Source organism: Thermoflexibacter ruber (assembly GCF_900113045.1).
Classification (GTDB): domain Bacteria; phylum Bacteroidota; class Bacteroidia; order Cytophagales; family Thermoflexibacteraceae; genus Thermoflexibacter; species Thermoflexibacter ruber.
In genome coordinates this window covers 24,081-37,484 of sequence record NZ_FONY01000038.1, presented here as the reverse complement: position 1 = coordinate 37,484, position 13,404 = coordinate 24,081, and the positions used below count along the sequence as shown (strand labels likewise).

Sequence of the window (13,404 nt, the reverse complement as noted above, 5' to 3'; positions counted from 1 at the left end):
TTATCCTAACCAACTCAAATTCAAACTATTATCTTCTTTGACCAAAAACTGTTTTACATGAATTTTCAGCGCATCAAGCGAGTCATAGTCTTGTTTGTTTAGCTCTGCTATGATATGTCCTTTGTCCATTATCAAAAATCTATCGCAAAGGTCAGCTACCAATTCTAACTGGTGAGAAGTGATGAAAATGGTCTTTTTACCTTTGAAACTTTTGAGAATATTCATGATTTTTTCTGTAGTACCTATGTCCAAGTTTACAAAAGGCTCGTCCAGTACCAACATTTTAGGGTTGTGAATCAACGCCCCGCCAAGCGAAACTTTCATTTGATTGCCAGAGGAAAGATTTTTGATAGGCTTTTTGGTATGTTCATTGAGTTCCAACAGATTTACCAAGTCATCTATGCGCTGATTTATCTCGTTTTTAGGCACTTCTTGGAACTTGCACACAAACTTCCAATACTCCACTACATTAAACTCCTCCACATAGTACGGTTTACTAAGAACAATCCCTAAATGCTTCTTATAAGATACATAGTTTGGTGTAACTTTTTTTCCTTCAAATAGCACCTCGCCATTATCATAAGGAATCAAATTACAAAGGATATGAATGGTTGTGGATTTGCCACAACCATTGTTGCCTATGAGGGAAATACTTTCACCTTGCTGAATATCAAAAGATAATTTTTTAAGAACTTCTTGCTTATTATATTTCTTTGTCAGTTTATTAAAATAAATTATTTCTTTCATAACCTTTTTTATAGAAAATTAAAATTTGCAAAATTGTGGAAAATATTATAAGTAAAATATACCATTCAAATTGTTTCATTAATAGATTTAAAAATAATGTAACGATTGCTAAGATTAGAAATTTATAAAATAAAATGTTTATATTGTAGATAATTACCATCACTTGAAAACCTATGAAAATATGAGTAATACTATCAAGCCATAAACATAAATTATTCCCTAAAATGCTATTAGATGTGATACTTACAGTAAGTAATATTGAGATAATAATTAGTTTTATATAGTTATTGTCAAATGCTGTGATATTGTAAACCTTATAAAAAAGAACTTGATTATGCTTCAAATCTTGTGTATATATCAGCATAGTGGGTATATAAGAAAAAAAAATGAGATAATCTCTTATATAAAGCATCTTGTTGGGCAAGATGAACTTCATTAGTATATTTATGATAATCAATATCAAATATATTTTAAAGTGATTATTGTACTTTAAAGCATGTAAATGAAAAATTAATAAAATTTTTTTATTGCTTAGAGCCATTTTTTTAATGAAAATCTCGACAATAAGTAGAATAAGACAATAAAAGTTAAAGATAAAGCCACACCTATATAAATACCATAATTACACTGACATGATTTGTAAAGAATATAAGGTATTGTTAGTATGCTTGATGGTAGGCATATTACATAAAGGGATATAGCTAAATTATCAGAGTCTAATGCCCAAGACATAAAAACAAATTGAAAAAATAGAGTATATGCTTGAAATATGTATACTCCTCTATTTTTAATGTTAATAATATTTCTGAAAATAATAATAGAAAATACAAGAAAGACAAGCTGAAATATTGCGATGTATAATAGAAAAATAGAATTTGGTGCAATAAATGTAATGTATATCAAAAGGCAAGAAAGCCATAATTCAGGAAAGGTAAATAGAAATAGCTTAAACTCCTGCAAAATAAGCTGATGTCTTGACATAGAAAAACACATATAGTATTTATGCAGAATCCTTTCTGGATTAAATCTATGATGAAATAGATAGATAAAAATAATAATGAAATGGGTAATCATTATTAGTAGAAAATATCCTGAAAAAAGAGAAGGTGCAGTATTAAGTTTTTTACTTGTGGTGTACCAAAGCACCCAGATACTTGCAATTAGCAAAAATATGCTAAATATTCTTATATATCTGATATGATTAGGTATTTCAATGTTACTTATATTTGTCATATATGCAATATAATTAGTGAAAATGCTTACCTATCTTTAAAAGTAAATCCACTTTTATAATTATGATAGATAAGCAAGAAGTTAATCAATTTTAATTATTCATAGGACATGACCTTGATATACTTACTACACTAACAGCCAAACCAGCTGCTCCTGCGGTCGCATCTACAAGGCTTAATCCTCCTGTAAGTGGTGCACCGGCAACTCCAGCAACAAGAGAAAGCAAACCAAACCCGTATCCGGCTAACGAGAGTGCGCAATCAGTGAAGCCTCCCCCCTGAATTTGCTCCATCTCATTCAAACTTAACTTTTTCATAAATTTACAAAGGTTTTAAATGTTGAACAATATGTTTTGAACTATTGTAAATCGATTTACAGTAGCAAACATAAGTCGCAACAGTCCGATAATATCGGACTGAGGGGAAAAAATTTTACAAAAAAGCAATTTCATTTTTGCGACTCTGCCCATAGCTTTTCAAAACGTTCTATCGCTACCTGCTCGCCTAAAGAATTGTAAAAAAGTTCTTCGGTGATGAAAAATGCTTGGGAAAGGTAGGTAAGCAATAAGGCAAACAAACATATCAGTACAAACAAAAAACGCTTGTCTGTATTGATAAAGGCACAATGTAAGAGATTCATAAGATTTGATACTTATTTACAAATTTTTAATTCTTAGAAGCTGTTTGAATTAACCCCGAAGGAGTGTATATTTTACTCCTACGGGCGTTATTTTAGCCTAATGAGTTTAAGAATTTCTATCAATATACCATTCCTAACGGAATTAAGGCAAACAAATTTTTAAAACTAAGTTTTTAGTAAAAATTAACTTAGAATATGGTAGTAAATCGCACCAATTTGATAACTTTGGACAAATCTCTACATTTTTTTATGGAAAAGAAATTCATTTTTCTACTTGCTGCCTTATTGGGCTATCAACTTTTTGCTTATGCCCAAGTGCAAAAAATACCTGCTATGCCTGCACAAAAAGCAATACAATCAGGTCAGAAAGATACTATTGTAGCAATTAGTATGACGGGCAATGTTCGCCAAATTCCCTCTTGGTTATTGGAATGTAAAAACTTAGAAGAGTTGGATATTACAGCGGATACAGTTATACTTTCCGCTGAACTCAAACAACTAACTAAGCTAAAAAAGATGCGGATTAAAGCGATTCCATCTAAGGACTTTTTTAGCATACTCAATCAAGATAGCAACTACAAAAAATACTTTGATGCCTTACCTAATACGGAGAAAAAAAGGGTACAAGACAGTGCTTTCCAAGCATTTCAGAAATCAGAGCAGGTAAGAAAACCTGTGTATATGAAGTTTAATCGCTTGGAAAATGTGCGTTGGTTGGACTTGGCGAGTTGCTACCTAAGCGAGTATCCCCAGACCTTAAAGAACTTACCTAACTTAGATACACTTTTTTTGAGTAGGAACAGAATTTCACTTTTCCCTAAAAAAATAAAAAAGTTGAAAAAGCTATCAGCCTTATTTTTAGACTATAACCCTGTAGCAGTCAAGCCCAATAGTTTTCCTAAGATGAAGTATTTGAAAAAGTTAAGCATTGCTTACGGCACTATGCAAGAAGTACCTAAGAGCATCAAAAAACTATCTGGCTTACAATCGCTTACGCTTGCAGGAAATCAAATCACTACAATTAGCCCTCAGATTGCCAAATTACAAGACCTCAGACAAGTGATTTTCTACAAAAATAAGTTAGATAGCCTGCCTGATGCTGTATATGAACTGCGCAACTTAGAGGAGTTAGATGTGTACTACAATAACTTGAAAAGAATCTCCCCCAAAATAGCCAATCTGCAAAATCTGACCCACTTATATCTTTCTTATAATCAGTTGAGCATATTACCTAATGAAATAGGCAGCTTAGCCAACTTGCAAGCCATGTATATTCACCACAACCAGTTTCTGTTTGTCAATACGAACATAAGTAAGTTAGAAAATTTACAAGTACTTCATATTCACAATAATAAACTAAGTCTTTTCCCTATAGAAATTTTACAACTCAAAAATCTGAAAGAATTGGATTTGACTAATAATGCAATTTCAGATATTCCCATAGAATTGTTGCAACTGTCCAAGCTAAAGACCTTCCGAATCTCCAAGAATTTATTTCCAGAGGACGTAAAGAAGGGAAATACTTTTCAAGAAATAGAAAAAGCACTCAGCCAGCGTGCTGGTACGTTTGAATACTAAGCCATTTGATGAGTTTGGAATAGATATTGAGTATAAAATAGAAAAGGAATAGAACAATTTTATCCTTAGAAATATGCTCAGCGAACTCCGCTCTATCCAAATTACTATTTTATTTCTGATTTCTTTAGCTCATTTCCAAGTATTATTGGCACAGCAACAGATAACAGAAGAAAAAGCAGTGGCAGAACGAACTTTGCTACTTATCAACAACTATCGTCAGTCCAAAGGGCTACCTGCCCTGATTGCTATTCCTGTTATTTATGAGGAATGTTTGGCACATAGTTTTGTTATGGCGGAGAGCCGAAAGATAAACCATGATAATTTTGAAAAAAGAATTAGAAAAATAAACGAAATGCTCAATGTCAGTGCTTCTGCGGAGAATGTTGCCTATAATGAAGGATTAGACAATCCTGCGGAAATGGCTTTTAAGCAATGGAAAGGCAGTAGCGGGCATCATAAAAATATACTTAGTAAAAGTTATACACATACAGGTTTGGCAGTAGTGAAAGGGAAAAATAACTCTTATTATTTTACTCAAATTTTTGTTAGAGTAATTCACTAACAGAGATTTATATACATATCCCTACTACGGATATATCATCTCTTTGTTCTTCTTGATTTTGGTGTATTTTTAAAGTCTCAAGGAGTTTTTCTCTTTGCTCGCTAATGTCTAACTTCCCTATTGCTGCGAGCAGGTGAGTAAATGCTTGCGAGCCAAATCTTTTTCTTTCTACATTATTTTGGTCTATGAAGCCATCTGAGGTAAAGTAAAGCATATCGCCTTTTTGTAGGGCAAAGGACTGATTGTGAAAAATCCTTGCTCTTTCTACTGAGCCACCTATCCCCAATCTATCTCCTGCGATGATGTAGCAGTGTTCATGTTGGAAATAGTAAAGATTGTTTCTTGCACCAGCAAAGGTAATGTCCATACTTCCGTCTATCTGTTTTTGGAAAAGAGCTATTCCCATATCCATACCATCGCTATTTTTCCCTTCTTTTTGCTTTAATACTTTAAGGATAGCGGCATTAAGACTTTGCAAAATAAGCGCAGGAGAGTGTACTTTGTTAAAATTCACGATTTCGTGTAGGAGCGTATTACCTATCATGCTCATAAATGCCCCCGGTACTCCATGCCCTGTGCAGTCCACCATAGCAAAAATAGCTTGATTTTGATTGAGTTGGCTAAACCAGTAAAAGTCGCCAGATACGATGTCTTTCGGAAGGTATAGAAAAAAATGCGATTGGAAAAAAGCATCAAGTTTTGCGGCTTCAGGGAGTATGACTTGCTGGATATTGTTAGCATAGGCAATGCTCTTGTTCAGTCTATCGTTAGTGTATTTTAGTTTTTTCAAAGTACTTTCTAAGGCATCGTTTACACTAATAATCTCTTCCTGCTGCTGTTGGAGTTCCTCATTTTGAATAATGATCTCTTGTTGCTGTTCTTCTAAAAGTTTGGTTTTTTCTTCTAATTCCTTCTCCCTTTGTTTCAGTTTTTCATACGCCTTTTTCAAGATAGTTTCATTATTTCTCAATTTATTAGCTGAAATTTCCAAATTTTCGTTCATTACCTTCATTTCCTCTTGCTGTTGCAACAGTTCCTCGTTTTGGGCTATCATCTCAGCTTGCTGTTTTTCCAGTAGCGCTGTTTTTTCTTTGAGTTCTTTTTCCTTTTCTTTGAGTTTTTCATAGGCTTTTTTCAAGATAGCTTCGCTTGATTTGAGTTTTTGGGTAGAGTTTTCTAGGTTTTCATTCATTACTTTCATTTCCTCTTGCTGTTGCAAGAGTTCCTCATTTTGTGCTGTAATTTCTGCTTGCTGAGCTTGCATTTCTTGCTGGTTTTTCTCCAATTCTGCGTTTTTTGCATTGATTCTTTCTAATAGATTTTGATTCCGACGTTCAGATTTATTATTGATGTACATTAAAATAAACAAGCCACCTGAAATCGCCAAAGCAGCTACTCCTAAGACAGTATTGCGCAGAAGCGGTTCTTTGAGCAAGTCAAAGTTTTCTAAGGGTATTTCTAACCAATTGTTCAGATAAGGTATAGCAAAAGAAGTGATGAGATAGTAGGATACGTACAAGAGCAACCATTTGCTTTCTCTAAAATCAAAAAGTAGCCAAGGCGGAAGCCAAAAAACCATTTGTATAGCAAATAGAGAACCTATTAAATGGTGATTGGCTGGAAGTATAAAGGCATGATAAAGTGTATAAATAGTATTAAAAACCCCACACACAATAAAGCGAGAAAGTAAATGAAAACCAAAATGATTGAAGATAACTGCCAGTAATCCAAAAAGAAAAAAAGCAATAGGGTATATCAGCAAAGGAGTAAAATACAGGTAAGTAAAAATACAGAAAGGCAAACTCAACGTTGCAAACAACAGTGCAATGCTATTGGTAAGGATAATTTTTTGATTCAAATGTGCTGGGTTCTTTGTAATTACTCCCGCCTCGAGTATCTTATTGATATAGTTGATTTTACTCATAAATCTCCTTGTAAATCTGATTGTTAAGCAGTTCGTTCCAGTTTTTGGTTTGATAGGTGGCTTTCTCGTGCTTCAAATTATCAATATTTTTCTTAAATAAGTCTTTGGCTTTCAAGTTTTTTTTCTGTAAGAACTCACATTCTCCATATTTATTGCTTAGTACTAAGGCAATTTTTTCCCATTGGTCGTAAAAGTATTCTTGGAGCAGGGGAATAATTTTAAAAGTAAAAAGTTGGGCTAAGTCTGCTATGGTATTTACTTCATAAAAATAAGTATGCCCAATCTCTTGGCTCTGATTAGCAAGAAAAATGATGCGCTCATTTATCTTGGTCAAAAGTCTTTCTAAATCAATACCCTCTATGATTTTGCCTTTTAACAGTGCAGGCGTAGAGGGCATCTCAATAAAAACAAATCTCCTCCTCAACGCAATGTCCAGTTGGGCGATGGAGCGGTCTGAGGTATTCATACTCCCAATAAGATAAAGATTTTGAGGTACACCAAACTCATCATGCGAGTAAGGTAGTCGTACCGTTTTAGCCTCGCTTGCCCACAGTCGTTTGCTATCTTCTATCAAAGTAATAAGTTCTCCGAAAACTTTAGAGATATTGGCACGATTGATTTCGTCTATGATAAGTACGAAATTTTGAGGAGCTACTTTTTTGCGTTCTTCTTGAAATTTTTTGGCGATTTTCAACAGTTCTATTGCTAAAAAATTGTACCAATGAGCGTAACGTTTATCTGTTTTGAGCGAGCCAGTCAAATACCTTTCTCTTAGTACCTTTTTGCTTAAGGAATAATAGGGATTGCGGGCATGGTTTTCTATGTCAATCGTATCTCCATTGTCAGCCACTACAAAAAAAGATTTACCTCGCATTTTCACTTCTATCTTTTCCTGTTCTCCTTCAAAAATTGGGGACATAAAAACATCAAATACTTTCTCAAAAGGTACTAAGTCAGTTTGTTGGGAAACTAACTGCTGGTTTTCTAAAGCTCTTTGGGCAATGAGTTTGAAGATTCCGTCCTTTACAAAATAGCGGATATGCTTGCCTTGTGTTTCTGCACTAATGCCTTCTACAAACTCGTGGTAAGAGAAAGATTGGTGAAAACTCACAAACTCTATTTGCCCAAGTTTGCGGTAATGTTCGTAAAGATTTTGGTCGTAAGTAGGTGTGCCTGTAATGATTTCTAAGGCTTTCACTACGGTCTGATAGGTTTTTCCTGTGCCTGAGGCACCGTAATATATGAGATTTTTGGAATGTATTTCCATTGATGAGTAGTATGATATTTTTCAAGTGTTTATAGTTGCATAGATGCAAGTTTACTCAGCAATTTAATCAATCATTTACCAAAGTAATATCTTTGGAAATAACTATAGACTCATTTCCACATTTGTCTTTGAATTTGATATAGACTGTTTTCAAACCGATATTGCTATCCAAAAACCAGATTTTTGTAGGCGAATACTCTTCCCAATTAGCTTCCTTGAAGTCAGACGTATTGCTGATGAGCATGTAATCGGCATTGCGGGCATTCATAGTTAGCGTTACTCGGCTGGATTTGGTCAGTGTTCGCCCGTTGTTGATAAGTAAAGTTCCCGTGATAGGAGGTTCATTGTCCAGTAAAATGCTTGCACTAATGAGCTTGGATTCGTTCCCTGCCTCATCTCTAAATTTGGCATAGACTGTTTTTTGTCCATTCCTTCCTTGCAAAGTCCATTCTTTGCTTGTTTTATAGCTTTCCCAAGCGGTATAGCTAATAGCAGGGGAATTGCTTATCGCCATTTCCAAAGCCCCTTCGGCTTTGAGTTGGAGTCTTACTTTGTTGTTTAGGTTATTCGTGCAAGTTTTTCCACTATCTATCATAATTTCCTCATTATAAGGCTCTTGTCTATCTAAGATAATGGTAGCAGATACAGGCTGACTTTCGTTTCCTGCTTTATCTTTAAACTTAACAAATACTTTTTTCTCTCCGTCTTCGCCTTCCAGTATCCAATCAGGTACAAAAAACTGATAAGGCTGCCACTTAGCTTCTTTGAAATCCTCAAAATTGCTTATCATCATTTCCTGAGCAGAGTTAGTGGCTATACGGAGTAGCACTTTTTTATTGATGTCTGTGCAGTATTTAGCACTGTTGTTAATGCGAATGCTTCCGTTAGCGGGAGCTTTGGTGTCCAAGCCAATTTTATCTACTACGATAGATGATTCAAGGGCAACAGGTGTTTCTTTGAAAGCTCTATCCAAGATAGGTTTTTTCCTGAACTTCACATATACCGATTTTACACCATCTTCCCCTACCAATGTCCAAGGCTTACTTTTCCTGTATGGCTCCCACTTAGCATTGGTAAATCGGAAGTCATTGGCTATCATCATTTCATCTGCTCCTTCGGCATATAGTTCTAACTGTACAGTTTGGGTGTTGGTTTGGGCATTTTCTCCTATGATTTTTACAGAGGCTTTCATGGGCGGGCGGCGGTCTAACATAATACTATCTTTATAGACAAAAGATTCATTGCCAGCCTCATCAGCAAATTTAGCATAGACAATTTTTAAACCGTCTTCACCTACTAATTTCCAAGAAATATTTTCAGGCGAGTAAGCCTGCCAACGTGCATTTTTGAAAGTAGAATCGTTGCTAATCATCATTTTGACTGCATCTTTGGCTTTGAGATGTAATAAAACCGCTTTGTCTATATTATTTGTAGCTACATCTCCACGATTGACAACTACCTCACCATCATAGGGTGTGCTTGTATCCAAAATGATTTTATCAGAAACTATCTCTTTGGATTCATTGCCTACTTCATCTCTGAACTTGACGTAAACTGTTTTGATGCCATCTTCCCCAATAAGCTGATAATCAAGCGCAGGCTGGTAGGGAATCCACTTGGCATCTATGAAAGAGGTATCTTGGCTAATAAGCATTTCTGCTGCGCCTCTGGCTTGCAAGGAAAGTGTAACTATTTTATTGCGATTGGTAGTAAATTCTACATCTCGGTCTATTTTTACATGGCAGTCTATGGGTCCCATTCTGTCCAATCGGACTACTACCGATACAACATCAGAGATATTGCCTGCTTGGTCGCGAAACTTTGCAAAAATGGTTTTCTTTCCGTCTAAATTTCCTTTGTCCAACTTCCAGCCCTGATACTCAGAGCGATAGTTTTCCCATCTTGCTCCGTAAAAAGTACTTGAATTGCTAAGCATCATATACTTAGCCCCTTCTACCGAAAGTTTTAAATCTACCTGTGGAGCAACTTCACTCAGCATATTATTTTGTATAATTACTTCTATTTTAGGATTGATAGGAGGAGTTCTATCCAACACAACTTCCCCAGAAACCACCTCAGCTTCATTTCCCGCTACATCTTGAAATCTGGCATAGACTGTTTTTAAGCCGTCCTCGTTGCCTAAGTCCCAACTCGCTATGACAGGCATATAAGGCTGCCAAAAAGCCTTAGCAAAATCAGAAGTATTGCTTATCATCATTTTTTCTGCCCCTATTGCAGAAAGTTTTAAGGGGATACCGCTTTCTCTCGAGTAACGATTTCCGTTATTGACGGAAATATGAGGCATCAAAGGGGCTTCGGTATCCAAAATAATATTGTCAAAAGCCACTTCAGAAATATTACCTACTTCATCTCTAAAACGCACCTGTACCCATTTCTCCCCGTTAGCAGGCGAGTCAAAAGTCCACTTCAAAGTAGGTTGGAAAGGAAGCCAGCCTCCACTTCCCTGAATATACATTTCATAGACATCTTTGGCAAAAAGGGAAAGCGTTACCTCTGGAGAATTGGTAAACATATCGCCATTATTGATAAGTACCTTTGGTTGGGAAGGAGGAAGACGGTCAAGAATAATACTTGCTTCTGCAATTTCAGAGATATTTCCCGCATTGTCTATAAAGCGAGCATATACAAACTTTTGACCGTCCAACCCAGGCAGTTGCCAAGTTTTTTTTTGTTCAAAAGCGACCCATACTGCTCCTGCAAAGTCTTTACGATTGCTTATTTGCATCTGACTTGCTCCCTCTGCTTGAATATCCAACTGCACAATCCTGTCTTTCATATTGGTAAATTTCTTACCTCCGTCTATGGTCAATTTCACATTGGTAGGGGCTTGTCTATCGAGTTCTATGCTTTGCTCTACAGACGCAATCAGATTGTTTTCACTATCTCTAAACTTGGCATAGACTGTTTTTATGCCGTCTTCATTGGAGAGTTTCCAGACGATTCTGGGTACGAATGGTTGCCACCTTGCTCCTATAAAGCTCCCATTGTTACTAATTTGCATCTGTACCGCTCCTTTGGCAAAAAGTTTTATGATTACTTTCCCCTCTTGGTCGTTAGTAATAGGAGAACCGTCATTAATCTGTATTACTCCTTCTTCTTGAGCATATAAAAAGGTGGATACGGATAAAAATAAAAAAGTAAAGACAATTTTTTTCATATCATCATTCAATAGCCAGAAACACACAGTCTAAGGTACAGCGAACCTGTACGTAAGCTAAGTTAGCAAATATTGTTCTATAAATGAACTCTAAGTTAAGACTTTTTCTGATAAAAATGCACCTTGCTTGCCACCAAGCTATCTATTTTCAACGTATTAGGTATGATTAGTATTACTGAAAGTTAAAAAATGCAAAGGAAAATTCAAATTATTAGAATTTTTGCTAATATTGAAATATCAATGAAGAATCTAACCTCTATCCCAATGAATAAAATATTGCTTCTGTTCGCTTTGGTAGCTTTATCTGCGTGTATGACCACAGTGCAAAAGGCAAAAAGTAAATTTGATGTGGCTGAGTACGAAACAGCTATCAAACTATACAAAAAACACCTTAGTTCCAATCCGCCTGACGCACCGATTACCAACTATCAGATTGGGGAATGTTACCGTCTTTCCAACCGAATCAAGCAAGCCTTGCCTTACTATCAAGCGGCATCAGAGGGCAGGGCAAAAGCCTCCAAATTAAATTTTTACATGGGTTATGCCCTCAAAGCCAATGAGCAGTACGCCGAAGCGGCGGCATTGTTGGACAGGTACTCGAAAACAGGTGCTGATGGCGACCTTATGCGATTGGCGGCTCAGGAAGCCAAAAATTTAAAAGAGATAGAGAAAATCAAAAATACCCCATCTTATACTACTATTGTAAACTTGGAAAACCTAAATACCTCTGCAGCAGAGTTTTCCCCTATGATGTATGGAGAAAAACTCATTTTTGCCAGCGACAGACGCAAGGAAAAAGTTTTTGAAACTACGGGAACAGGCTTTCAAGATTTGTATGCCTTTGAGTTTACGGATACTATCCGACACACAGGCTCAGTACAGCCATTTTTCGGTGAAAATATCAACTTAGACGGGCATCACGAGTCCGAAGTTACCTTTGCAAGAAATGGGAAATTCATGATTTTTGCTCGAAGCAATAGTGGAAAGAAAAAAGAACCTCACCAAGACGTAAACCTATTCTCAAGCCGCTTAGAAGATGGACAATGGACTGAACCTGAATTGCTTGATAAAGTCTGCTTGGAGGATACTTGGGACGCTTGCCCTGCCCTTTCACCTGACGGAAGAACACTTTATTTCTCCTCTAATCGCAAAGGAGGTAGCCAAGGAGGACTGGATATTTACGTTTCTCGCCTCAACCAAGGCACTTGGTCAAGACCGCAAAATTTAGGAAAGTTGGTCAATACCGCAGGGGACGAGATGTTCCCTTACGTAGCCCCAGACGGCAGGTTCTTCTTTGCTTCTTCTGGGCATCAAGGCTTGGGGGGGTTAGATATTTTTGTGATTGATACCGTGCAAGTAGGGATAGATACAGTTACTAAAAAGCCCATCCTACAGCCCAAAGTAAGAAATGTAGGCGTGCCTATGAACTCTAGTGCTGATGATTTTGGTATCGTATATAAAAGCAAGGTTTCGGGCTATTTCTCCTCCAATCGCGAAGGAGGCAAAGGAGACGACGACATTTATTATTTCTACAACGATTCCTTAGATGTGAAGAAAACAGTAGCTTATTACCTCAGAGGAGTTACTTACTCGACTAATTTTAAAAATGAGCAAAAAATCCTTCCTAACGTTTCAGTAAAATTGCTTGATGACAAGGGCAATTTGATAGATTCTTTGCTTTCAGACAACTCAGGAAAATTCTCTTTCCCTAAACCTGTGGAAATAGATAAAAATTACAAACTCAACGGTCAGAAAATCAACTATTTGAAAGGAGAAAATGTCTTTTCTACCGTAGGGAAAGGCGTAGATGTGGCTCTGCTTCCTAAAAAAGAAAACATCATTTATTTTGATACGGATTTATTGCTCAAAGTCAATGAGTTTGCTCCCTCAGATAGCACCCCCACAGGTAAGCCAACCACTAAAATCTTAGAGTTAGAAATCTTGTATGAGTTTGATAGTGCCAGAATTACCGCAGAAGCAGGCGTACTCTTAGACGAGTTTTCTACCTTCTTGATAGATTACTACAAAGAATTTCCTAATACAGTCATAGAGTTAGGCTCGCATACTGACGAAAGAGGCTCGGCAAATTACAACAGAAGATTGGCACAAAGAAGGGCAGATTCCGCAGTAAAATACTTGATTTCCAAAGGAATTCCTGCGGATAAGATGATTGCTAAAGGATACGGGGAAGACCAACCTAAAATCAAAAACGCAAAGACAGAAGAACAACACCAAGCTAACCGCCGAACTACGATTCGGATAGTGAAGTAAAACAA

Annotated in this window: 9 protein-coding genes; 3 read left to right on the top strand and 6 right to left on the bottom strand. The window is 36.3% G+C overall.

Features of this window, described 5'->3' with window-relative positions; all coding sequences use genetic code 11:
• The 3 genes from BM141_RS17875 to BM141_RS17855 all read right to left on the bottom strand — a co-directional run bounded on the left by BM141_RS17875 (position 1) and on the right by BM141_RS17855 (position 2,619).
• The gene (locus tag BM141_RS17875; protein WP_091548840.1) at positions 1–747 is read right to left on the bottom strand and encodes an ABC transporter ATP-binding protein; all 747 of its coding nucleotides are present in this window, start codon (positions 745–747) and stop codon (positions 1–3) included.
• A gap of 1,324 nt (positions 748–2,071) precedes the next feature.
• Positions 2,072–2,296: a hypothetical protein gene (locus BM141_RS17860; protein ID WP_091548837.1), complete on the bottom strand. Its 225-nt coding sequence runs from the start codon at positions 2,294–2,296 to the stop codon at positions 2,072–2,074.
• A gap of 131 nt (positions 2,297–2,427) precedes the next feature.
• On the bottom strand, positions 2,428–2,619 hold the full coding sequence (locus tag BM141_RS17855; protein WP_091548836.1) for a hypothetical protein: 192 nt from the start codon (positions 2,617–2,619) through the stop codon (positions 2,428–2,430).
• A 195-nt stretch (positions 2,620–2,814) separates the two neighbouring features.
• On the opposite strand from BM141_RS17855, the gene BM141_RS17850 reads away from it, so the two are divergent.
• Both BM141_RS17850 and BM141_RS17845 read left to right on the top strand, forming a co-directional pair.
• Positions 2,815–4,197: a leucine-rich repeat domain-containing protein gene (locus BM141_RS17850; RefSeq protein ID WP_091548835.1), complete on the top strand. Its 1,383-nt coding sequence runs from the start codon at positions 2,815–2,817 to the stop codon at positions 4,195–4,197.
• A 73-nt stretch (positions 4,198–4,270) separates the two neighbouring features.
• On the top strand, positions 4,271–4,759 hold the full coding sequence (locus tag BM141_RS17845) for a CAP domain-containing protein (RefSeq protein WP_091548834.1): 489 nt from the start codon (positions 4,271–4,273) through the stop codon (positions 4,757–4,759).
• A 7-nt stretch (positions 4,760–4,766) separates the two neighbouring features.
• Here BM141_RS17845 and BM141_RS17840 read toward each other — a convergent pair whose 3' ends face one another.
• The 3 genes from BM141_RS17840 to BM141_RS17830 all read right to left on the bottom strand — a co-directional run bounded on the left by BM141_RS17840 (position 4,767) and on the right by BM141_RS17830 (position 11,128).
• The gene (locus tag BM141_RS17840) at positions 4,767–6,683 is read right to left on the bottom strand and encodes a PP2C family protein-serine/threonine phosphatase (protein WP_091548833.1); all 1,917 of its coding nucleotides are present in this window, start codon (positions 6,681–6,683) and stop codon (positions 4,767–4,769) included.
• Positions 6,676–7,950 (bottom strand): McrB family protein, encoded by a 1,275-nt coding sequence (locus BM141_RS17835; RefSeq protein ID WP_091548832.1) that lies wholly within the window; start codon positions 7,948–7,950, stop codon positions 6,676–6,678. Before BM141_RS17835 ends, BM141_RS17840 begins: the two co-directional genes overlap by 8 nt.
• A 67-nt stretch (positions 7,951–8,017) precedes the next feature.
• Complete coding sequence (locus BM141_RS17830; protein ID WP_091548831.1) at positions 8,018–11,128, bottom strand: hypothetical protein; 3,111 nt, start codon at positions 11,126–11,128, stop codon at positions 8,018–8,020.
• Between the two features lie 264 nt (positions 11,129–11,392).
• Here BM141_RS17830 and BM141_RS17825 point away from each other — a divergent pair, with 264 nt between their 5' ends.
• Positions 11,393–13,399: a CHU_0125 family OmpA-like outer membrane integrity protein gene (locus BM141_RS17825; RefSeq protein WP_177217439.1), complete on the top strand. Its 2,007-nt coding sequence runs from the start codon at positions 11,393–11,395 to the stop codon at positions 13,397–13,399.
• Positions 13,400–13,404: the final 5 nt, after the last annotated feature.